Source organism: Thalassospiraceae bacterium LMO-JJ14, from assembly GCA_021555105.2.
GTDB lineage: Bacteria > Pseudomonadota > Alphaproteobacteria > Rhodospirillales > Casp-alpha2 > UBA4479.
Genome location: CP134604.1, coordinates 3783302 through 3804625, shown reverse-complemented (window position 1 = coordinate 3804625; position 21324 = coordinate 3783302). Strand labels below are relative to the sequence as shown.

General features: G+C 58.8%; 20 protein-coding genes. 12 read left to right on the top strand and 8 right to left on the bottom strand.

The features are described from left to right. Positions 1-5 precede the first annotated feature (5 nt). Entirely contained in the window at positions 6-479 is a 474-nt protein-coding gene (gene greA, locus L2D14_18025; GenBank protein WNJ99745.1) for a transcription elongation factor GreA, read from the top strand. 55 nt (positions 480-534) lie between these two features. Here greA and L2D14_18020 read toward each other — a convergent pair whose 3' ends face one another. Then, positions 535-1023: an Lrp/AsnC family transcriptional regulator gene (locus L2D14_18020; GenBank protein WNJ99744.1), complete on the bottom strand. Its 489-nt coding sequence runs from the start codon at positions 1021-1023 to the stop codon at positions 535-537. 209 nt (positions 1024-1232) lie between these two features. On the opposite strand from L2D14_18020, the gene trxB reads away from it, so the two are divergent. Both trxB and L2D14_18010 read left to right on the top strand, forming a co-directional pair. Next, positions 1233-2201: a thioredoxin-disulfide reductase gene (trxB, locus tag L2D14_18015; GenBank protein ID WNJ99743.1), complete on the top strand. Its 969-nt coding sequence runs from the start codon at positions 1233-1235 to the stop codon at positions 2199-2201. A 74-nt stretch (positions 2202-2275) separates the two neighbouring features. Next, a complete protein-coding gene (locus tag L2D14_18010) occupies positions 2276-3166 on the top strand; it encodes a LysR family transcriptional regulator (GenBank protein WNK01704.1) in 891 nt (296 codons plus the stop codon). Positions 3167-3528: 362 nt separating this feature from the next. Here the strand turns inward: L2D14_18010 and L2D14_18005 are convergent, their stop codons facing one another. Both L2D14_18005 and L2D14_18000 read right to left on the bottom strand, forming a co-directional pair. Beyond that, a complete protein-coding gene (locus L2D14_18005) occupies positions 3529-3822 on the bottom strand; it encodes a ferritin (protein ID WNJ99742.1) in 294 nt (97 codons plus the stop codon). Positions 3823-3913: 91 nt separating this feature from the next. After that, positions 3914-4102, bottom strand: coding sequence for a hypothetical protein (locus L2D14_18000; GenBank protein WNJ99741.1), 189 nt, complete (start codon positions 4100-4102; stop codon positions 3914-3916). A 150-nt stretch (positions 4103-4252) separates the two neighbouring features. Between L2D14_18000 and L2D14_17995 the strand changes: the two genes are divergently transcribed. Further along, positions 4253-5242, top strand: coding sequence for an agmatinase (locus tag L2D14_17995; protein WNJ99740.1), 990 nt, complete (start codon positions 4253-4255; stop codon positions 5240-5242). An 83-nt stretch (positions 5243-5325) separates the two neighbouring features. On the opposite strand, the gene L2D14_17990 is transcribed toward L2D14_17995, so the two are convergent. Next, entirely contained in the window at positions 5326-6093 is a 768-nt protein-coding gene (locus L2D14_17990; GenBank protein WNJ99739.1) for a DUF1223 domain-containing protein, read from the bottom strand. 126 nt (positions 6094-6219) lie between these two features. Here L2D14_17990 and L2D14_17985 point away from each other — a divergent pair, with 126 nt between their 5' ends. Continuing rightward, positions 6220-7032 (top strand): hypothetical protein, encoded by an 813-nt coding sequence (locus tag L2D14_17985; GenBank protein WNJ99738.1) that lies wholly within the window; start codon positions 6220-6222, stop codon positions 7030-7032. 12 nt (positions 7033-7044) lie between these two features. Here L2D14_17985 and L2D14_17980 read toward each other — a convergent pair whose 3' ends face one another. The 4 genes from L2D14_17980 to acnA form a co-directional block, all read right to left on the bottom strand. After that, positions 7045-7806, bottom strand: coding sequence for an enoyl-CoA hydratase/isomerase family protein (locus L2D14_17980; GenBank protein WNJ99737.1), 762 nt, complete (start codon positions 7804-7806; stop codon positions 7045-7047). Then, the gene (locus tag L2D14_17975) at positions 7803-9101 is read right to left on the bottom strand and encodes a hypothetical protein (protein WNJ99736.1); all 1299 of its coding nucleotides are present in this window, start codon (positions 9099-9101) and stop codon (positions 7803-7805) included. Before L2D14_17975 ends, L2D14_17980 begins: the two co-directional genes overlap by 4 nt. Continuing rightward, positions 9098-9772: a TetR/AcrR family transcriptional regulator gene (locus tag L2D14_17970; protein ID WNJ99735.1), complete on the bottom strand. Its 675-nt coding sequence runs from the start codon at positions 9770-9772 to the stop codon at positions 9098-9100. Before L2D14_17970 ends, L2D14_17975 begins: the two co-directional genes overlap by 4 nt. A 161-nt stretch (positions 9773-9933) precedes the next feature. Beyond that, a complete protein-coding gene (gene acnA, locus L2D14_17965) occupies positions 9934-12621 on the bottom strand; it encodes an aconitate hydratase AcnA (protein ID WNJ99734.1) in 2688 nt (895 codons plus the stop codon). A gap of 313 nt (positions 12622-12934) precedes the next feature. On the opposite strand from acnA, the gene L2D14_17960 reads away from it, so the two are divergent. From L2D14_17960 to L2D14_17930, 7 genes are all read left to right on the top strand, one after another. Next, positions 12935-14902: an AMP-binding protein gene (locus L2D14_17960; protein WNJ99733.1), complete on the top strand. Its 1968-nt coding sequence runs from the start codon at positions 12935-12937 to the stop codon at positions 14900-14902. 12 nt (positions 14903-14914) lie between these two features. Beyond that, complete coding sequence (locus L2D14_17955) at positions 14915-15718, top strand: ABC transporter ATP-binding protein (protein WNJ99732.1); 804 nt, start codon at positions 14915-14917, stop codon at positions 15716-15718. Between the two features lie 12 nt (positions 15719-15730). Further along, positions 15731-16654, top strand: coding sequence for a branched-chain amino acid ABC transporter permease (locus L2D14_17950; protein ID WNJ99731.1), 924 nt, complete (start codon positions 15731-15733; stop codon positions 16652-16654). Between the two features lie 6 nt (positions 16655-16660). After that, positions 16661-17737, top strand: coding sequence for a branched-chain amino acid ABC transporter permease (locus tag L2D14_17945; protein WNJ99730.1), 1077 nt, complete (start codon positions 16661-16663; stop codon positions 17735-17737). 101 nt (positions 17738-17838) lie between these two features. Then, positions 17839-19158 (top strand): ABC transporter substrate-binding protein, encoded by a 1320-nt coding sequence (locus L2D14_17940; GenBank protein ID WNJ99729.1) that lies wholly within the window; start codon positions 17839-17841, stop codon positions 19156-19158. A 1-nt stretch (position 19159) separates the two neighbouring features. Next, positions 19160-20026 carry an ABC transporter ATP-binding protein gene (locus tag L2D14_17935; protein WNJ99728.1) on the top strand — a complete coding sequence of 289 codons (867 nt, stop codon included), beginning with the start codon at positions 19160-19162 and terminating at the stop codon, positions 20024-20026. Between the two features lie 4 nt (positions 20027-20030). Continuing rightward, positions 20031-21269: an AMP-binding protein gene (locus L2D14_17930; GenBank protein ID WNJ99727.1), complete on the top strand. Its 1239-nt coding sequence runs from the start codon at positions 20031-20033 to the stop codon at positions 21267-21269. Positions 21270-21324 lie beyond the last annotated feature (55 nt).

Sequence of the window (21324 nt, the reverse complement as noted above, 5' to 3'; positions counted from 1 at the left end):
AAAACATGGAACGTGTGCCGATGACGCGTGAGGGCCTTGCGGCCCTCGAACAGGAGTTGAGACGGCTTAAGTCCGAAGAGCGGCCGGCGGTGATCAAGGCGATTGCCGAGGCGCGCGAGCACGGCGATCTGTCGGAGAACGCCGAGTATCACGCTGCGCGTGAAAAGCAGGGCTTTATCGAAGGCCGGATCGCCGAGCTGGAAGATGTGACCAGCCGCGCAGAAGCCATTGACACCTCCGAAATGTCCGGCGACACGGTCCGTTTCGGCGCGACCGTACTGGTCGCCGATACCGATACTGACGAAGAAACCAAGTACCGCATCGTCGGCCAACTCGAAGCCAATCTGGATGACGGCAAAATTTCCGTGACCTCGCCCTTGGCGCGCGCGCTGATCGGCAAGACCATCGGCGACGTTGTCGAAGTGGCGACGCCCGGCGGCGGTAAATCCTATGAAGTCTGCGAAGTCAGCTGGGTCTGATCCAGGGCTGATATAACCGCGCGTTCGCGGGGATGACGGTGAAGGTAGTCCGAGCTTATTCCTCGACCGCCGCATCCGGGTCGATCGGTACGCCGGACTGATTCTTCGATGTGCGGATGGTTTCAAGGGTCGTGACCGTATCGACGTGATCGGCGGAGGTAATCCCCATGGTCAGCTTGTCGCGGTGCTCCTTGTCGCGGGCTACGACTTTGATCAGAAAATCGCCACCGCCCCGGATCATGTGGCACTCGCGGACCTCGGGCCAGTCCGCCATCAGTTCCTCGAACCCTTTCAGGACGGTCTGCGACTGGCTGTCGAGACCGACCAGGGCGAAAAACATTTCCTTGTAGCCCATATGTGTGCCGTCGATGTCGGCGTGATAGCCGTGAATGAAGCCGGCTTCCTCGAGGGCGCGCACGCGTCTGAGGCAGGGTGGGGCGGAAATCCCGGCGCGGGCCGCCAGATCAACATTGGTGATACGTCCGTCATCCTGCAGATCGCGGAGAATCCGGAGATCGATGGCGTCGAGCTTTACCTTTTGCACCGGGGTGCTCCCTTGATGACGGTGAATTTGAATCATGTCGTATCATCTTTCGCGTAATTTGCGCAATGATCTTGCGCAACAAAATTGCGTCCGCTTGCTTCGGCATGCATCGCCATCGCCTGTACCATCCATCCGTTGCGTCCCCGTTCAGTTCGGCTTATTTAGAAAGCCTTCCAATCGCCGGTTTGCTTACGCTTAAGGAGAGAGCCATGTCCGACCCCCGCCATACCAAAGTTCTGATCATCGGGTCCGGTGCGGCCGGATATACGGCGGCGATCTATGCCGCCCGGGCAAGCCTTGAACCGGTTTTGGTCCGTGGCATTCAGCCGGGCGGGCAGCTCACCATCACCACCGAAGTGGAAAACTATCCCGGTTTCGCCGAAGTCATTCAGGGGCCGTGGCTGATGGAGCAGATGTTCGAGCAGGCCAAGCACGTCGGCACCGAGATGATCGAAGACACCATTGTCGAGGTGGATCTGTCGCAGCGCCCGTTCAAGGCGGTCGGCGACAGCGGCGACGTATACACCGGCGATACGCTGATCATCGCCACCGGTGCCAGTGCGCGCTGGCTCGGCCTTGAAAGCGAACAGAAATATATGGGCTTCGGTGTATCCGCCTGTGCGACCTGCGACGGGTTTTTCTATCGCGGCAAGGACGTGGCGGTGATCGGTGGCGGCAATACGGCTGTCGAGGAAGCGCTTTATCTGACGAATCATGCCGCCAAGGTGTATCTGGTGCACCGACGTGATGAATTGCGCGCCGAAAAAATTATGCAGGACCGGCTTTTCAAGAATGAGAAGATCGAGGTGATCTGGGACCACCAGCTTGAAGAAGTGCTGGGCGGCCAGAATCCGCCGGGCGTCACGGGTGCACGGCTCAAGAACACGAAAACCGGCGCGACCCAGGATATTGCCGTCGACGGTGTGTTCATCGCGATCGGCCACGACCCGAACACCAAGCTGTTTCAGGGCAAGCTCGATATGTACGAGGACAATTACATCAAAACGGTGCCGGGAACGGCACAGACAAGCGTCAAAGGTGTGTTCGCCGCCGGCGACGTTCAGGACCGCATCTACCGTCAGGCCGTTACCGCTGCAGGGACAGGATGCATGGCCGCCCTGGAGGCGGAACGTTTCCTCGCCGAGGCCGAGGATCAGGAAACACGCGCCGCCGAATGAAGCGGATGCTACTATAGGACGGCCGTCAACGATGACCGGCCAACAGGGCCACGGGCCGGGGGGCTGAAGTGCCGATCGATTGGGATAAACTCAGGGTGTTCCATGCCGTTGCCGAAGCCGGCAGCTTCACCCATGCGGGTGAAACGCTCAATCTCAGTCAGTCTGCCGTCAGCCGTCAGGTCAGTGCGCTGGAACAAAGCCTGGGCACGCCGCTATTTCACCGCCACGCCCGTGGGCTGATCCTGACCGAGCAGGGTGAAACGCTTTTCGATACCGCGCACGCCGTCTTTGCGCAGTTGGCCAGGGTTCAGGCGCAACTGGCCGAGAACAAGGAGCGGCCGCAGGGTGCACTGAAGATTTCCTCGACGGTCGCATTCGGTTCGGTGTTTCTGGCATCGCGGATGAAGGAATTCGTCAACCGATACCCGGATATCGAAGTCTCGCTGGTACTTGCCGATACCGAACTGGATCTGTCCATGCGTCAGGCCGATGTCGCGATCCGTCTGACCCCGCCGACCCAGCCCGATCTTGTTCAGCGTCACTTGATGACGCTGCGTTACCGCGTTTATGCGGCGCCGGAATATCTGCAGCAGAACGGCATGCCGAAGAATGCCCGCGACCTCGATAAACACCGGATCGTTGTTTACGGCGATGATGCACGGCCGCCGGCGGCAAACCTTAACTGGCTTTTGAACGAACACGCTCGCGATGGAGCGCCGCGCAAACCGGTACTCAGGGTTAATTCGATCTACGGTATTCTGCGTGCAGTGCAAAGTGGCCTTGGTGTCGGCGCGCTGCCGGAATACATGGGCCGGGAAATCGGCAATCTGGTCGAAGTGTTGCCGGAATTGCAGGGGCCGGAACTGAACATGTATTTTGTCTACCCCGAAGAGCTCAGGGATTCAGCCAGAATCATCGCTTTTCGGGATTTCATTCTTGAAAAATTGGCGCCTATCAAGAGATAGCGCGGCCCTTTGAGCTATGCGTCAAATGCATAGCTGCAATTCCTGTTTGGCTCTGGTTTTCAAACAGGGCCTCCCTATATAAATCATGTATTCGATGTTGCGTTGCAACAATGAAGACGGAATTCGAAACCGGTTGATCGCGCTGAAAACGCTGAACACCAAGGGTTTCAACCAGTTTCCGGGCGCCCTGCCCGGAATAGAGGGACCGGTCTCCGGCCCCTCGCGTCTCCCAGACGTGAAGCCTCCCTGTTTAAAACTCGCCCCCGGGGTTCGTCCCCGGGGGGTTTTTTTTGTGTTAGCCGGATACGGGGAGCCATCTCCTGAAGCGTGCTTCAGGAGGGTGTGCTTGCGTTTGGCGCAGATCAGCCGTGATGACCGGAAATCGGACCTTCCTTGAAGAGGTTTTCTTTCAATTCCTTGGCGAAGTCTTCGTTATTGCGGCGCAGCCATTCCAATACCATGCAGGCGTGTTCCATCTCCTCGCGCATATTGTGCAGCAGGATTTCCTTGAGTTCCTCGTCCTCGCAGTCGTCGGCGCGCTGGCGGTACCAGTCGACGGCTTCCATTTCTTCCATCAACGAGACGATGGCGTGGTGAAGGTGAAGGGTTTCTTTGCTGAGGCGCTCACGCGGTGCGTGAAGATTGTCGCTGGCCATGGATCGGGCTCTCCTTGTCAGTCATTATTCAACAAGCAAAGTATGGGGATTGTGGCGGCGCGGTTCAACCGTCACACGGGAAAATCACGGCTCAGGCCGCAACCGGGATCCCTTGCAGTGTAACAAGGTGGCGATTGCGCCAATCGGCAATACAGGCCCGCACGTCATCAATGCTCAGTTTATCGTAACGCAGCAAAGCATGCAGTACTGGATCGCAAAGAAGATCGGCCAGCGGGGGTTCGATGCCGGCCCGGGCTGGAAACGGATATGATTTCGTCATGGCGAACTCCCGGTTCATGCCGGAACATCCCCGGCGCGGCACAATGCATACAGAGTAAACGTGGCATTGATGTGACCCGGATATGACGCGCGCTTGACCATTTCCGATGTCGGGCCGATCCGCTAGGGTATGCTCAAACAAGGAGCGATCATGGACGACAAGCACAAGAAATACCTGCCGCGATCCGGTGCCGATGTTCCACGTTTTGCCGGAATCCCGACATTCATGCGCTTGCCGCATGTCGATCTGGAAACGGCGGCCGGTGAGGTCGATATCGGTATCATCGGTGTGCCGTGGGACGGCGGCACCACCAACCGCGCTGGCGCCCGGCACGGCCCCCGGCAGTTGCGCGACCTTTCGACCATGGTCAGAAACGTGCATCACGTCACCGGCACCATGCCGTTCCATCTGGCGAGTTGTGCCGATCTCGGCGATACGTCGGTCAATCCGGTCGACCTGCTGGATACCCTGGAGCGTGTCGGCGCGTTCTATACGGACCTGCAGGCTGCGGGCGTGATGCCGTTGACCGCGGGCGGCGACCATCTGATCACGCTGCCGATCATGCGCGGCATAGTCGGTGATGGCGCCAAGGGCGGCGCCCTCGGCATGGTGCACTTCGATGCCCATACCGACACCTGGGACAGGTATTTCGGCGGCCACAAATACACGCACGGCACACCGTTCCGCCGCGCCATCGAGGAAGGTCTGCTGGACCCGAAGCGGACGATCCAGATCGGCATCCGGGGCTCGCTCTACACACCCGAAGACAAGGACTGGGGACTGGCCCAGGGCATCCGCGTGATCGAGATCGAGGAATATTTCGATCTTGGCCCCGACAAGGTCGCCGAGGAAGCGCGGCGCGTCGTCGGGAATGGCCCGGCTTATGTCAGCTTCGATGTCGACGGCCTTGATCCCGTCTATGCGCCCGGCACCGGTACGCCTGAAATCGGCGGCTTCTCGACCCACGATGCACAGCGCATGCTGCGCGGGCTGTCGGGTATCGATATCGTCGGCGGCGATGTGGTCGAAGTCGCGCCGCCGTTCGACCCGTCCGGCAACACCGCATTGGTCGGTGTCACCATGATGTTCGAGATCCTCTGCCTGATGGCGGAGAAAATCGCCCGGCACGGGCGGAAATGATGTTGGTCTGCTCAACGCCAGCGCGGACCTGATCCGGGCTCAAATTCCCAAACAAGTGCTGGGTGACGGATTAAATAAACCCTTCAACTGTGCGGCGTCAGGCCGATCCTGGCGGCGCCGAGAATGCGACCGTTCTTGACCGATTGCACCAGTACGGCGCAGCCGTCGCGGCCAGCCATTTCGATGGTTTGGTCGGTGACGGTCATGGTCACGGCATCGCCGGACCACGAGCCGATTTCAACCATGTCACGCACGACATTGTAATGCGCCAGCTTATGGCCCGAGTTTTCGCCGCGCGTTACGTCGTTTTCATGCCGGGCGTCATAGGCGGCGACATAGATGCGTGCCGTTTCCCCGTCGAAAACGCCCTCGGGGATATCGATTCTGAGACCGCCGTCGGCATGTTTGATTGAAACACCGAGCCGCTTGGCGCCACGCACGTCGCTGATCAGGCGTTCGACGGCACCCTTGTTCGATCCGGTGGTGTGGGCCATGCCCTGCACGACCATCTGCGGGGTATAAACGTACCCCATGCCCAGGTTTTTCGCGTAGGCCCGTTGACGTGTGGTGTTGGCGGGAAGTGCATAGGGATCTTTCCAGCCGATGTAGTCCCAGTAATCCACGTGTAGCGACAACGCCAGGATGTCGTCGCGTTCGGCGAGTTTGCCGAGATAGGCGTCGGCGGGCGGGCACGAAGAGCACCCCTGAGATGTGTAAAGCTCGACAACGGTCAACATTTCGCCGGATTTTTCATCGTCGGCGTGCACGGTGATTGCCTGCAGGCTCAGCACCAGCGCCACCATGAGTGTGGGGAGAATGGCGTGCCATCTCGGGAATGCGATATTTGTCATGCTTTCTGATACGCGGTTTTAGCAATCACGCTCAAGTCACAAGCCGGTGAGTGCGGCGTTTCCTTGTCGTCGCGATTCCGCTATCAATCGCGCACGGTTCACGATTTCAGCGGAAAACAGCCCCGGATGCTCATCGATACCCTGTTCATTCTCAAGATCGTGATTTCGATTTCGATCGTGGTTGCGCTGTCGTTGATCGCCGAACGGGCCGGGCCACGCGTCGCCGGACTTTTGACCGGGCTGCCGCTGGGGGCGGGCATGGTGATCATGTTCACCGGCGCCGAACAGGGCGCGGATTTCGCCGCTCGTTCGGCACATCACATGGTGCCCGGGTTCGTGACAACACTGGTGTTCGTCTATATCTACGCCGCCGTCGCCGCGAAGCAGGGCATCGGCGGTATTCGCGCTGTTCTGTGGCCCTCGCTCCTGGCCAATGCCGGATACGCGACGGCCGCTTGGCTGGTCAGTTTCACGCAGTTGCCGCTGTTTTATTCGGTGCCGATGATCGCGCTCTGCCTCGTCGGTGCTTCGAAGCTGATGGCGTACCTGCCGAATACGCCGATCATGGCGCGGGTGCGGTTCGGCTGGCGGGTGATGGCTTTTCGCGCCGGTATGGCGACGGCGGCGATCATGATCATCACAGGTATCGCCGGCAACATCGGCGAGCAATGGACCGGTATCCTGACGGCTTTTCCGATCACTCTGTTCCCGCTGATCCTGGTCATTCACATCACGTATTCGGGCAACGAAATCGCCGCCGTTCTCAAGCACGTACCGATGGGCTTGGGCGGCGTGGTGTCGTTCTGCGTGACGGCGGCGTACAGCCTGCCGGCGCTGGATCTCGGCTGGGGGACGTTCGTCGCGTATATCGTCGCGGCCGTGTACCTGTTCGGGTATTCGCAACTCAGCCGGTGGTGGCTGAAACGGCAGAGTGTGTAAAGCCAGGCCGGGCTAGAAGTCGGTCATCCGCGCCGTGGTTTCGGCGCTCAGAAAACCGGCGACCGTGGCATCGGTCTCCAGCGTCATCGCATGTTCGAGATCGTTTACGGCGCCGTGGTTGAGAACCCGTTTCATCGCCCTGACGGCCATCGGCGGCAAGTCGGCCAGGCGTGCGGCGACAGTGTGCGCTTCCGCCATCAGTTCGCCATCCGGGACGACCCGCCAGGCGACGCCCGCTTCCAGCAGTTCGTGCGCACTGTACTGCTCGCCGAGGAAAAGCATCTCCCGCGCCTTGTTGAGACCGACCAGCGACGGCAACAAGGATGTCACGCCGCCGGTGACAAAGACATTCAACGACACCTCGGGGAAAAAGCCCTTTGCGCTTTCACCCCAGATCGGAAAATCGCAGTTGATCGCCCATTCAAATCCGCCGCCGACGGCCCAGCCGTTAATTGCGCCGACCACTGGCTTCTCGCCGAACACGATGGCGCGCGTTGCCCGCTGGATTGCGTCGACCACGGTACGTGCGTCCTCTTCGTTTTCGGGATGGACGTGCTCCTTGCGGTCGTCACCGGCACAGAACGCGCGGCCCGAACCGGTAAAGATGATGCTGCGTGTCGCCTCGTCCGCGTTGGCGTCGTCGAATGCCCGAGCCACATCGTCGACCAGCTTGCGGTTCATGGCGTTGAGGCTGCCCGGGCGGTTCAGGCAGATGGTGCGGACGCCGCTTTCATTCAGCGTGCTGAGGACTGTTTCATAGCAAAAAGTCGTCATGTGTAATTCCTTACGACACGTTTGGTTTTACCCTCGGTGATGTCGAGGCTGTTCGGCGCAAGCACTTCGACACGCGCCGTCGCGCCGAGCGCTGACTTGATCGCGGCTTCGACGCTGTGCGCTAGGCCGGCGCCGCCCTGCTTCCCTTTCGCAAGCTCAACGTTCACGGGCAGGACATCGTATGGCGGCGGTGTGTCGAGGACGATCCGGTAGTCGCCGGAAAGTTCGGTAAAGCTGCTGATGACGGCGGCGACCATGCTTGGAAACAGATTGAGACCGCGAACCACGACCATGTCGTCACTGCGTCCGATAACGCGGAACCGCATGCCGGTCCGGCCGCACGAGCAGGGGGCGGTTTCGTCGACGGCAATGATATCGCCGGTTCGAAACCGGACCAGAGGCTGGCAGCCGCGTTCCAGATGGGTGAGCACGAGTTCTCCCCGCTGCCCGGCGCGCATGTCGAGCGGGGCTTCTGTGTCGGGATCGATGAGTTCGGGAAAAAGGACGTCACCGGCCAGGAAATGCAGCCGTTCGTCCGAGGCGCATTGGGCGGCGAAATTGCAGAACACATCCGATACCCCATAGTTGGCATTGCGCGGCACCATCCCCCAGGTTTCTTGTAACCGTGCGCGGAAAGCGGGGTCGTCCAATCCCGGTTCGCCACCGAAAAGCCCGAGCCTGAGACCGAGGTCCACCGGCTTTAATCCGGGGAACCGTTCGTCGATCACACGTTCCAGGACTGCCGGATAAGACGGGGTGCATGAAATCGCATCGATGCCGATCTCGCGGATGGTGCGGATCAAAAGCTCGGTGCCGCCGACACCGAACGGCACGACCGTTGCGCCGGTGCGCTCAAGCGTCATGTGGTCGCTCACGCCGCCCATCCACATCTGATAATTGAGGCAGTGAACGACCGTATGATCCGGCGTCAGTCCGGCTGCCCGTTGCGCGCGTGCACCGACGGTTTCGGTAATCTCGGTGTCGCGTGCGGAGAGCGCAAGATTCATCGCCTGGCCAGTGGTGCCGGACGTGCGGTGAAGGCGGCGGATGCCTTTCCGTGGCACCGCGAGGTAATCGCCGAATGGCGGAAACGCGGCCTGTGCCGTGCGTAACTGTGATTTGTCCGATAGCGGCAGCACAACCAGATCCTGCAGGTTTGTCGGCGGGGGCCGGCCTTGCCATAACTTTTGGTAAAATGCCGAATGTGCGATCAGATGTTGGCGCTGGCGCAGCCAGGCCTGTTGCTGATACGTGCCGAGTTCGGCAAGCGATGCCGTTTCCGCTGCGTCCATCATGTCGTCAGGCTCTGCTTCCAGATATGGGTGAGCGTATCGACGACTTGGTCCATGTCGCCCGAAACGTCGCTCAGCCCGGGGTCGTTGCTCAGGTAAAGAGACGCCAGGTACTGATCGATCATGCCGCCCAGCGCATAAGCGCGCCGCACAAGTTCATCATGGGAAACAAGCCCGGCCCGTGTGGATTTCTCCAACTGGCGGGCGGCGGCAGCGACGACGGTTGCGACCCACTGGCGGTTAAGTCGCTGGAATGCGTCACGCGCCGCCGGGAATTCGTTCAGATGGAAGATAAGGCACTTCATCATGCCGGGATTTTCAGCGAAAAGGCGACAGTATGTGGCTGTCGCCGCACGGATCGGATCGTGATTCTCCTGCTGCGAAGCCCTGTGCATCACGTCCTGCACGAACGTCACGAACTGCTCCAGCAACTCGGCGATGAATGCCTGACGATCGCTGAAATAAATATAGAAGGTGCCGTGCGCGAGCCCGGCTTCTTCGCAAATGTCATGGACCGTCAGCGCCGTCAGCGAACGCTCGCGTAAGATCGCGCACCCGGCGCGGCAGATCGAGGCACGCGTGCGCGCGCTTTTCCTGTGCAGCGCGCTTTCGGCAATCAGATTCTGGCCGAAGTTCAGATCCGTCGCTACCGGGGCATTTTTGGTGGCATGCATGCGCCATTTTGATCAATTTATGAATATGACGTCAATATCATATTTATATGGCTGAACTCAGGGGTGCATGACGCCCGAATAACAAAAGGGCGCCCCGAGGGACGCCCTTTCATTGTCGTATATCGTCACCCCGGCCTACGCCGGGGTGACGGGGATTTCCTTTACGCCGCTTTCTTGTTCAGGTTCACCAGCACGTATTGCAGGATGCCGCCGGCGAGGTAGTAATCGACCTCGTCGAGGGTATCGATACGGCACAGCAGCGTCGTTTCGTCGCTCGAGCCGTCTGCGCGATGGATGGTGAGCGTGACGTCCATGCCCGGCTTGATCCCGTCCGCAATCCCGGTCAGATCGAAGGTTTCGGTGCCGTCGAGCTTGAGGGTTTCACGGGTCACGCCGTCTTTGAATTCGAGCGGCAGAACGCCCATGCCGACAAGGTTGGAGCGGTGGATACGCTCGAAGCTCTCGACGATGACCGCATTGACGCCCAGAAGGCGCGTGCCCTTGGCGGCCCAGTCGCGGCTTGAACCGGTACCGTATTCAGCACCGCCGAAGACCACCAGCGGCACGCTTTCTTCCTTGTACTTCATCGCGGCGTGATAGATCGACATCACCTCGCCGCTCGGGCGGTGCGTGGTCCAGCCGCCTTCGGTCCCCGGGGCCATTTCGTTCTTGATGCGGATGTTGGCGAAGGTGCCGCGCATCATCACTTCATGGTTGCCGCGGCGTGCGCCATACGAGTTGAACTCGTTCGGGCGGACCTGGTGTTCGAGAAGGAATTCACCCGCCGGGCTTTCCTTCTTGATGTTGCCGGCCGGCGAGATGTGGTCGGTGGTCACCGAGTTGCCGAGGATGGCCAGTGCCCGCGCACCGACGAAGTCTGCCGGCTCGCCGCTGGCGGCTTCAGCCGGGTCGAAGAACGGCGGATGCTGCACATAGGTCGAGCCCGGCGACCATTTGTAGGTCTGCCCGCCGGTGACGGAGATTTTCTGCCAGTAATCGTCGCCCTGGAACACGTTACCGTAACGCTCGCGGAACATGTCGGCGGAAATGACGCTAGACATGTACTCGGAAATTTCCTGGTTGGTCGGCCAGATGTCTTTCAGATAGACCGGATTGCCGTCCTTATCTTCTGCCAGCGCATCGTTATAGATGTCGACGTTCATGTTGCCGGCGATGGCATAGGCGACGACCAGCGGCGGCGAGGCCAGATAGTTGGCCGTCGACAGCGGATGCACGCGGCCTTCGAAGTTACGGTTGCCGGACAGCACGGCGCCGACCGTGATGCCGTTTTCCATGATCGCTTCTTCGATTTCCTGCTTCAGCGGACCGGAGTTACCGATACACGTCGTGCAGCCGAAGCCGACCAGGTTGAAGCCGACCGCGTCCATGTGTTCGGTCAGGCCGCCCTTGTCCATGTATTCCTGCACCACTTGCGAGCCCGGCGCGAACGACGTCTTCACCCAAGGCTTCGGCTTGATGCCCAACGCGTGCGCCTTCTTGGCGACGAGACCGGCGCCGACGAGAACCGCCGGGTTCGACGTGTTGGTGCAGCTCGTGATGGCGGCGATGACGATGGCGCCGTCTTCGAGGGTGTAATCGCCGACTTCGGCCGACTTGCCCTGATCACGGCCGGTCAGCGTCTTGAAGCCTTCCTTGAAGGCTTTCGAGGCCAGCGAAAGCTGAATGCGGTCCTGCGGACGCTTCGGCCCGGCGATGGACGGCTCGACGGACGCGAGGTCGAGTTCCAGCGTGTCGGTAAAGACCGGATCCGGCGACCCGGCTTCGCGCCACATGCCTTGCAGCTTGGAGTACTTCTCGACCAGCGCCACGGTATCGTCCTCGCGGCCGGTGAGTTTCAGGTAGTCGATCGTCGCCGGGCTGACCGGGAAGAAGCCGCACGTCGCGCCGTATTCCGGGGCCATGTTGGCGATGGTCGCCTGATCGGCGAGCGACAGGTTGTCGAGGCCGTCGCCGTAAAACTCGACGAACTTCGACACCACGCCCTGTTTACGGAGCATCTCGACGGCGGTCAGCACCAGGTCGGTGGCGGTCATGCCCTCGGCCAGTTTGCCATGCATCTTGAAGCCGACGACTTCGGGGATCAGCATGGAGACCGGCTGGCCGAGCATCACGGCTTCGGCTTCGATGCCGCCGACGCCCCAGCCGAGAACGGCAAGGCCGTTGACCATCGTCGTGTGGCTGTCGGTGCCGACCAGCGTGTCCGGATAGGCGATCATCTTGCCGTCGGTGTCTTCGCGGGTCCAAACCACCTTGGAGAGGTATTCCAGGTTGACCTGGTGGCAGATGCCGGTGCCCGGCGGTACGACGCGGAAATTCGAGAACGCCTGCTGGCCCCATTTCAGGAACTCGTAGCGTTCCATGTTGCGCTCGAACTCAAGCTCGACGTTGTGCTTGAAGGCGCCGGGGGTGCCGGCCTCGTCGATCATTACCGAATGGTCGATGACCAGATCGACCGGCGCCAACGGATTGATCTTGTCCGGATCGCCGCCCATGGAAACCATCGCGTCGCGCATCGACGCCAGATCGACCACGGCGGGAACGCCGGTGAAATCCTGCATCAGCACGCGCGCCGGCAGATAGGCGATTTCGTGATCTGAGGTGCGGGTGTCGAGCCACTTGCCGACGGCCTTGATGTCGTCGGTGGTGACGGTGCGGCCATTTTCCCGGCGCACCAGGTTTTCCAGCACGACTTTCAGGGAATAAGGCAGCCTTGAGATGTCGCCGATCCCCGCGGCCTGGGCCGCTTCGAGACTGAAGTAGTCATAGCTTTTACCGCCAACTTCAAGCGTTCTGCGGGTTCCAAGGCTGTCTTTTCCGGTGATTGACACGTTGCGGCCCTCCTAGGTCGTACAAGCGTTGAGTATTTGCAGTGGAATCTCCACATTTTCGCGGCTTTGTCCATGCCATGTAACGCTCAAGCCTTGACGCGACGGAAGGGGGCGGGTACGAAGCGTGACAATAATAACGTTTACGTAAACGTAATCGCAGTGTTCGCTTAGCAGGGCGGCGCGAATTGAAGAGACGGGGTACTCACTCTCACCATCTTTTGACTTGTCGACGGGTGGGACTTTTGCAAACCTCTTTTCACAGAAAGCAGAACTCCGGCAACTAAAGACCGGAGGATGCACAGGGAGATACATTATGGGTGACGCAAAACCGGCTGGCGGTGCCGTCGACACGTTTCCGAAACTGCTGATTGATAACGCGCGACGTTTCGGCGATCGACCGTCGATCCGCGAAAAAGATCTGGGGATATGGCAGTCCTGGACTTGGCAAGAGGTCAAGGACGAGATCGCCGCCATGGCGGCGGGTCTCAAGCTATATGGATTTGAGCGTGGCGACAGCCTGGCCATCGTCGGCGACAACCGGCCGCAGCTTTACTGGGCGATGACGGCGGCGCAGGCATTGGGCGGCACGCCGGTGCCGATGTATCAGGACGCGGTCGCGGACGAAATGCAGTATGTTCTCGAACATGCCGAGGCCAGCTTCGCTGTGGTCGAGGACCAAGAGCAGACCGATAAGCTGCTTGAGGTCATGGATCGCTGCCCGAAGCTCAAGGAAATTGTCTACAAGGACCCGCGCGGCATGCGTCATTACGACCAGCCGTTCGTCCGCTCGCTCGATAGCCTGATGGAAGCCGGGCGGAAGTTCTTGTCCGAAAACCCGGGCTGGTTTGAGGCCGAGGCCGCCAAGGGTAAAGGCGACGATATCGCCATTATGGTTTACACCTCGGGCACAACAGGGCGCCCCAAGGGCGTGATGTTAAGTTTCGACAACCTCATCATTACCGCACGTAACGGCGTGAAGTGGGACAAGCTCGACGAAAAGGACGAAGTGCTGGCCTACCTGCCGATGGCGTGGGTCGGGGACAATATTTTTTCCTATGCACAGTCCTACGTGGCCGGGTTCTGCGTCAGTTGTCCGGAAAGTTCGGATACCGTTATGCTGGATCTCAAGGAAATCGGTCCGACTTATTTCTTCGCACCGCCTCGGGTTTTCGAAAATATCCTGACCCAGGTGTCGATCCGCATGGAAGACGCCTCGAAACTCAACCAGCTTCTTTATAAGTACTTCATGGACGTGGCGCTTCGGGTTGGTCCAAATATTCTCGATGGCAAGCGGGTGTCGTTCATCGACCGTCTGCTATATGGGCTTGGTGAGTTCCTGGTCTATGGCCCGTTGAAAAACGAGTTGGGCTTTTCGCGCTTTCGCCTCGCCTATACGGCGGGCGAGGCGATCGGCCCGGACATCTTTGATTTCTTCCGCTCGCTGGGCGTCAACATCAAACAGCTTTACGGCTCGACCGAAGCGTCGGTGTTCATCTGCATGCAGGTGGATGGCGACGTCAAACCGGACACCGTCGGCCCGCCGGCAACTGATGTCGAGTTGAAGATCGCCGACAACGGCGAGGTTCTGTTCCGCAGTCCCGGCGTTTTCGTCGCCTACTACAAAAACGACGAAGCGACCCGCGATACCAAGAACGACGAAGGCTGGGTCATGACCGGCGATGCCGGTTTCTTTGACAACGACGGGCACCTCAAGATCATCGACCGTGCCAAGGATGTCGGCAAGCTCAACAGCGGCACCATGTTTGCGCCTAAATACCTCGAGAACAAACTCAAGTTCTTCCCGTTTATTACCGAAGCCGTGGCGTTTGGTCACGATAGAGACTACGCAGCGGCTTTCATCAATATCGATCTGGAAGCCGTCGGCAACTGGGCGGAACGGCGCGGTCTCGCATATTCGGGCTATACCGATCTGGCGATGCGTGACGAGGTGTACGATCTCGTCGCCGAATGCGTCGACAAGGTCAACAAGGACCTGTCCGAAGATGCGGCACTGTCGGGGTCGCAAATCAAACGGTTCCTGATCCTGCACAAACTTCTCGATGCCGATGACGGGGAACTGACACGGACCCGCAAGGTGCGCCGCAATACGGTTGCCGAACGTTACGGCGATCTTATCAATGCACTGTATTCAGGCGTGGATGTCTGCCCGGTCGAGGCAACAGTGACGTTCGAGGATGGCCGCACCGGGACAATCAAGGCCGATGTGAAAATCCGCGAAGCGAAGATTTTCGACCCCCAACAAGCCCAGGCAGCGGAATAAGCGACGATCAAAATGGCTCATGAAAGAAAAATCGGCGATACGATCCTCGCTGTAGATCAGATTTCGTTGTCGTTCGGCGGGGTCAAGGCACTGTCGAATATCAGCTTCTCCGTCAACGAGCATGAAGTGTTCGCGATCATCGGACCGAACGGTGCCGGTAAAAGCTCGATGCTGAACTGCATCAACGGCTTTTATCACCCGCAGGAAGGAACCATTACGTTCAAGGGGAAAACCCGCCGTCAGGTGCGCCCGAGCGAAGCGGCGCGCGAAGGCATTGCCCGGACGTTCCAGAACATCGCGCTGTTCAAGGGGATGTCGACGCTCGACAACATCATGACCGGGCGCAACACCAAGATGAACAAGGGCATCTTCTGGCAGGCGCTACGGTTCGGCCCGGCGGAAAAGGAAGAGATGGAACACCGCGCCGTGGTCGAAAAGGTGATCGACTTCCTTGAAATCGAAGCGATCCGCAAGACGGCCGTCGGCACCTTGCCGTACGGTTTGCAAAAACGTGTCGAGCTTGGTCGGGCACTGGCCGCCGAGCCGGACCTGCTTTTGCTTGATGAGCCGATGGCCGGCATGAATATCGAGGAAAAGCAGGACATGTGCCGCTTTATCCTGGATGTAAACGATGAATTCGGCACCACGATCGTTCTGATCGAGCACGACATGGGTGTTGTTATGGATATTTCCGATCGCGTGGTCGTTCTCGATTACGGCAAGAAACTTGCCGACGGGACGCCGGACGAAGTGCGCGCCAACCAGGATGTGATCGACGCCTATCTCGGTGTCTCACATGATGACGAAGAAGCATAGGGCGGTATAGACATGCTGTTTTTACTCGAGACGGTGATCAGCGGCCTGATGGCGGGGGTTATGTACTCGCTTGTCGCACTTGGCTTCGTGCTGATCTTCAAGGCTTCCGGGATCTTCAATTTTGCGCAGGGCGTTTTTGCGCTGTTCGCCGGGCTGGCATTATACGACTTCATCGCCACCGACGGATGGTTTTACGAACTGTTCGGTTTCGTACTGCCGGTCTGGCTCGGCATCATCGCCACCATGGGCGTCATGGTTATCGTCGCCTGGCTGGTTGAGTTTCTGGTGCTACGCCACCTCGTCAACCAGGAGCCGATTATCCTGTTCATGTCGACCATCGGTCTGGCCTACTTCCTTGAAGGTCTTGGCGACGTTCTGTTCGGCTCCGACGTCAAGCCGCTCGATATTGGCTTGCCGCAGGGCGCATGGGATTATCTGCTCGATACACATAATCTTTATATCGAGAAGCTGGAAATCGTCGCTGCGGGAGTTGCTGCGGTGATGGTCATCGTTTTAGCGATTTTCTTCCAGAAAACACGTATTGGCCGCGCATTGCGCGCCGTCGCCGACGATCACCAGGCGGCGCTCAGCGTCGGCATTTCGCTCAGGACAATCTGGGTCATCGTATGGTCGGTGTCGGGTTTTGTGGCGCTGGTCGCCGGCGTCATGTGGGGATCGAAGTCGGGGATTCAGTTCTCGCTGTCGTTGATCGCGCTTAAAGCATTGCCGGTGCTGATCCTGGGCGGCTTTACGTCTGTCCCGGGGGCTATTATCGGCGGTTTGATTATCGGCGTCGGCGAAAAGGTTGCGGAAGTATATGCCGGACCTTTTGTCGGCGGTGCGATTGAAAACTGGTTTGCCTACATGCTGGCGCTCGGGTTCCTGTTGATCCGTCCGCAAGGCCTGTTCGGCGAAAAAATCATCGAGAGGGTGTAACCGTCCATGTTTTACCGTGAAGCAGGCCAGTTCAAGACCAGCTACAAAGCCGATCAGGCGATCTTTACGATCACCCAGGACCGTTTCTTCATCGGTCTGTTTCTGATTGTTGCCTTTGTCGTTGTGCCGTTTTTCATCAATGACTACTGGGCCAATGCGATCCTGATCCATTTCCTGGTTTATGCGCTGGCGGCCCTCGGCTTGAACATCCTGACCGGCTATTGCGGTCAGGTGTCACTTGGTACCGGCGGGTTCATGGCGGTCGGCGCCTATGCGTCCTACAAGTTGGTCACCTCGTTTCCGGAAATGAATTTCATCGTTGCAATCCTGCTGTCGGGCGGCATTACGGCGCTCGTCGGTGTCGTCTTCGGTCTGCCGTCGCTCAGGATCAAGGGTTTTTATCTGGCTGTCGCTACGCTGGCGGCGCAGTTTTTTCTGGTTTGGCTGTTCAACAAGGTCGGCTGGTTCTTTAACTACAGTCCGACCGGCATGATCGTGTCACCGCCGCGCGAGATATTCGGCTTCCTCGTTACCGGACCGGAGGCGAGCCCGGTCGTCAGATATTTATTTTGCCTGTCGTTCGTGACGGTCTTTGCATTGGCCGCGAAGAACATCGTTCGTGGCCGAGTCGGCCGCAGCTGGATGGCAATTCGCGACATGGACATCGCCGCCGAGCTGATCGGCATCCGTCCCCTCGAAGCCAAGCTGACCGCATTTGCCGTCAGTTCGTTCTACATCGGTGTTGCCGGGGCGCTTTACTTCAACGTCTGGCTGGGGACCGCCGAGCCGACCGAGGCGTTCGACATCAACCAGTCGTTCTTCGTGCTGTTCATCGTCATTATCGGTGGGCTAGGCAGCATCATGGGCTCCTTCATGGGGGCCGCGTTCATGGTGCTGATCCCGATCACGCTGAAGACCATCATGGTCGACGGCATGGGTTTTGCCGTTGGCGCGGCCAAGCATGCCGAAGTGATGCTGCTTGGTACCCTGATTATCTTTTTCCTGATCGTCGAGCCGCATGGTTTGGCACGCTTGTGGCAAATTCTGAAGGAGAAACTGCGAAAGTGGCCATTCCCGTACTAATGTGGCCCCTATCAAAAACAAGGAACTCGCGTTAACATATTTACATCCAAGGGCTTAACCGGTGGCAAAGCCGCCAAAACAACCTCAAAAGGGAGGCTAACATGAGACTTAAACTACTGACGAAAGCACTTGCTGTCGCTGCGGTCGCAATGCCGCTGACAGCTGCCGTCGCGGACGCCTATGAACTGGTGATCCCGGCCACGGTCTACAGAACCGGTCCATATGCGCCGAATGGGATTCCGTTCGCCAACGGGTATGGTGACTACTACAAGATGCTCAACGAGCGCGATGGCGGTATCGAAGGCGTCAAGATCAAGTATCTTGAGTGCGAAACCGCTTACAACACCAAGCAAGGTGTCGAGTGCTATGAGAACACCAAAGCGACACCACCGTCAGGCGCGCTTGCATATCAGCCGCTGTCGACCGGGATTACCTACCAGCTGATCCCGAAAGCCACGGAAGATAAAATCCCGGTGTTCTCGATGGGGTATGGCCGGACCTCTGCTGCCAACGGCAAAGTGTTCCCATACATCTTCAACTTCCCGGCCACGTACTGGGATCAGGCTTCCGTCTTCGTCAAATACATCGGTGAAAAAGAAGGCGGCATGGACAAGCTGAAGGGCAAGAAGATCGCGCTGGTCTATCACAACTCGGCGTACGGTAAAGAACCGATCCGCACCCTTGAAGAGCTGTCCAAGAAACATGGTTTCGAGCTGCAACTACTCGCTGTCGATCACCCGGGTCAGGAACAGAAAGCCACCTGGCTTCAGGTTCGCCGTGAACGCCCGGACTGGGTCTTGATGTGGGGCTGGGGTGTCATGAACCAGGTCGCCGTCAAAGAAGCCGCATCGATCCGGTTCCCGATGGATCATTTCATCGGTGTCTGGTGGTCGGGTTCCGAAAACGACGTGCTGCCGGCCGGTGCTTCGGCCAATGGCTATCTGTCGGGTGCCTTCCATGCAGCCGGTGATAACTATCGTGCGCACGATGACATCAAGAAGTTTGTCTACGACAAGGGTATGGGCGGTGGTGACCGCGACCGTATCGGCGAAGTGCTCTACAACCGTGGCCTCGTTGCCGCTATGTGGACCTCAGAAGCGATCCGCACAGCCATGCGTATCCACAACACCAAGGAGCCGACAAGCGAACAGGTTCGCGACGGTTTTGAGGCGCTGAATGTCGATGCTAAACGTCTTGCCGTTCTTGGCCTTGAAGGTTTCACCTATCCGGTCAAGATCTCCTGCGAAAACCACCAGGGTCCAGGCAAGGTCGCACTCCAGCAATGGGATGCGAAAGCCAAGAAGTGGAGCTTCGTTTCCGACTTTTATGAGCCGGACCATGACGTTGTTAACGCACTGATCGCAGAAGACTCGGCGAACTTTGCCAAAGAAAACAACATCACGCCGCGGACCTGCAATTAATATGAGCAGTTCCGCCCAAGTGGTGGAGGATACCGCTGGTGCCCTCGGGAGTGATCCCGAGGGTGCCGGCATTCTCCTCGCCGTAAATAATATCGAGGTCATTTACGACCACGTGATTCTGGTGCTCAAAGGCGTCTCGCTTGAGGTGCCGAAGGGACAGATTGTCGCCATTCTCGGTGCCAACGGTGCCGGTAAGACGACGACGCTGAAGGCGATATCCAATCTCCTGCACGCGGAACGCGGTGAAGTGACCAAAGGCTCCATTATCTATGACGAACAGAAAGTCGAGGCATCCTCGCCGAACGATCTGGTGAAGCGCGGCGTCATTCAGGTCATGGAAGGCCGTCACTGTTTCGAGCATTTGACGATCGAGGAAAACCTGCTGACCGGTGCCTATACGCGCGCCGACGGCAATGCCGCCATTAATCAGTCGCTTGAAAAAGTTTATGCATATTTCCCCAGGCTCAAGGAGCGCCGCACGTCACAGGCCGGATATACATCCGGCGGTGAACAGCAGATGTGCGCCATTGGCCGGGCCCTTATGTCGAACCCGAAGATGATCCTGCTCGACGAGCCGTCGATGGGCCTTGCCCCACAGCTGGTCGAGGAAATCTTCGATATCGTCAACGAACTGAACAAGAAGGAAGGTGTCAGCATCCTGCTTGCAGAGCAAAACACCAACATCGCCCTCAAATACGCCGACTACGGCTATATCCTTGAAAACGGACGTGTCGTTATGGACGGGCCGGCAAGTACATTGCGTGAAAACGAGGACGTGAAGGAATTTTACCTCGGCATTTCGACGTCCGGGCGTAAAAGCTTCCGCGATGTAAAGCATTACCGCCGCCGCAAGCGCTGGCTCGGGTAAAAAAATGAGCCAGGGTCCATTCTACGACGATCTCGAGATCAGGGATCCGGGGCGACGCGAAGCCGCTCTATTGGGTGCGCTGTCGGCGCATGTCCAGAACGCCCGCGACAATGCACCTTACTACCAGACACTGCTTAAAGAGATCGACCCTTCGGAAATTACCGATCGTGCGGCGCTTGCCAAGCTGCCGGTGACGCGTAAGTCGGAGCTGGTCAACATACAGTCCGAAGGCGACCCGTTGGGCGGCATGACGACGGTACCTGCCGGTCATATGCTGCGTATCTTCCAGTCGCCGGGGCCGACTTATGATATCGAAGGCTTCGGCAAGGACTGGTGGGGGACAGCGCGGGCGCTTTTTGCCAGCGGCTTTCGGAACGGCGATATCATGCACAACACCTTCGCCTATCATTTCACGCCGGCCGGCGTCATGCTGGAAGCCGGAGCCCATGCACTGGGCTGTGCCGTGTTCCCGGCCGGTGTCGGCAATACCGAACTACAGGTACAGGCGGTTCATGACATCAAGCCGACGGGCTACGCCGGGACGCCGAGCTTTTTGAAAATGATCCTCGAAAAAGCCGAGGAGCTCGGCAAGGACGCGTCCAGTCTCAAGAAAGCCTGTGTCGCGGGCGAGGGGCTGCCGCCGGCGCTCCGCAAGGAAATTGAAGATCATGGCATTCATTGCGGCCAAGTATATGCCTCGGCCGATATCGGTAATATCGCCTATGAAAGCGAAGCACGCGAAGGCTTGATTATCGATGAACGCCATATCGTCGAGATCGTTCGTCCCGGAACCGGCGATCCTGTCGCCGAAGGCGAGGTCGGCGAAGTGGTGGTGACGGTGCTCAGGGAAGACATCCCGCTGATCCGTTTCGCCACCGGCGATCTATCGCAATTCCTGGGCGGTCAAAGCCCGTGCGGGCGCACCAACATGCGGCTTCGTGGCTGGATGGGCCGCGCCGATCAGACGACCAAGGTCAAAGGCATGTTCGTGCATCCGGCCCAGGTTGCGGAAATCGTTCGCCGCCATCCGGAAATCGCCCGCGCCCGCGTCGTTGTTACCCATGACGGCAAGAGCGACGTGATGACCGTCAGGTGTGAGACCGCTGACAGCGGTCCGGCCCTTGTGGATGCCATCAACCAGACGATCCAGAACGTTTGCAAGCTCAAGGGTGTGTGTGAATGCGTCGCGGCAGGATCGCTGCCGAATGACGGCAAGGTTATCGAGGACGCCCGCGCGAACTGAACTGCCGGTGCGAATCGAATGCTGGCCAGCTGTTTTGCCGGCTGTTTTGTCAGTT

What these genes read in the sequence shown, in the direction of transcription:
- greA (WNJ99745.1), top strand. Translation starts at nt 6, where the DNA reads ATGGAACGTGTGCCGATGACGCGTGAGGGCCTTGCGGCCCTCGAACAG.
- trxB (WNJ99743.1), top strand. Translation starts at nt 1,233, where the DNA reads ATGTCCGACCCCCGCCATACCAAAGTTCTGATCATCGGGTCCGGTGCG.
- L2D14_18005 (WNJ99742.1), bottom strand. Translation starts at nt 3,822, where the DNA reads ATGGCCAGCGACAATCTTCACGCACCGCGTGAGCGCCTCAGCAAAGAA.
- L2D14_18000 (WNJ99741.1), bottom strand. Translation starts at nt 4,102, where the DNA reads ATGACGAAATCATATCCGTTTCCAGCCCGGGCCGGCATCGAACCCCCG.
- L2D14_17995 (WNJ99740.1), top strand. Translation starts at nt 4,253, where the DNA reads ATGGACGACAAGCACAAGAAATACCTGCCGCGATCCGGTGCCGATGTT.
- L2D14_17990 (WNJ99739.1), bottom strand. Translation starts at nt 6,093, where the DNA reads ATGACAAATATCGCATTCCCGAGATGGCACGCCATTCTCCCCACACTC.
- L2D14_17985 (WNJ99738.1), top strand. Translation starts at nt 6,220, where the DNA reads ATGCTCATCGATACCCTGTTCATTCTCAAGATCGTGATTTCGATTTCG.
- L2D14_17980 (WNJ99737.1), bottom strand. Translation starts at nt 7,806, where the DNA reads ATGACGACTTTTTGCTATGAAACAGTCCTCAGCACGCTGAATGAAAGC.
- L2D14_17975 (WNJ99736.1), bottom strand. Translation starts at nt 9,101, where the DNA reads ATGATGGACGCAGCGGAAACGGCATCGCTTGCCGAACTCGGCACGTAT.
- L2D14_17970 (WNJ99735.1), bottom strand. Translation starts at nt 9,772, where the DNA reads ATGCATGCCACCAAAAATGCCCCGGTAGCGACGGATCTGAACTTCGGC.
- L2D14_17960 (WNJ99733.1), top strand. Translation starts at nt 12,935, where the DNA reads ATGGGTGACGCAAAACCGGCTGGCGGTGCCGTCGACACGTTTCCGAAA.
- L2D14_17955 (WNJ99732.1), top strand. Translation starts at nt 14,915, where the DNA reads ATGGCTCATGAAAGAAAAATCGGCGATACGATCCTCGCTGTAGATCAG.
- L2D14_17950 (WNJ99731.1), top strand. Translation starts at nt 15,731, where the DNA reads ATGCTGTTTTTACTCGAGACGGTGATCAGCGGCCTGATGGCGGGGGTT.
- L2D14_17945 (WNJ99730.1), top strand. Translation starts at nt 16,661, where the DNA reads ATGTTTTACCGTGAAGCAGGCCAGTTCAAGACCAGCTACAAAGCCGAT.
- L2D14_17940 (WNJ99729.1), top strand. Translation starts at nt 17,839, where the DNA reads ATGAGACTTAAACTACTGACGAAAGCACTTGCTGTCGCTGCGGTCGCA.
- L2D14_17935 (WNJ99728.1), top strand. Translation starts at nt 19,160, where the DNA reads ATGAGCAGTTCCGCCCAAGTGGTGGAGGATACCGCTGGTGCCCTCGGG.
- L2D14_17930 (WNJ99727.1), top strand. Translation starts at nt 20,031, where the DNA reads ATGAGCCAGGGTCCATTCTACGACGATCTCGAGATCAGGGATCCGGGG.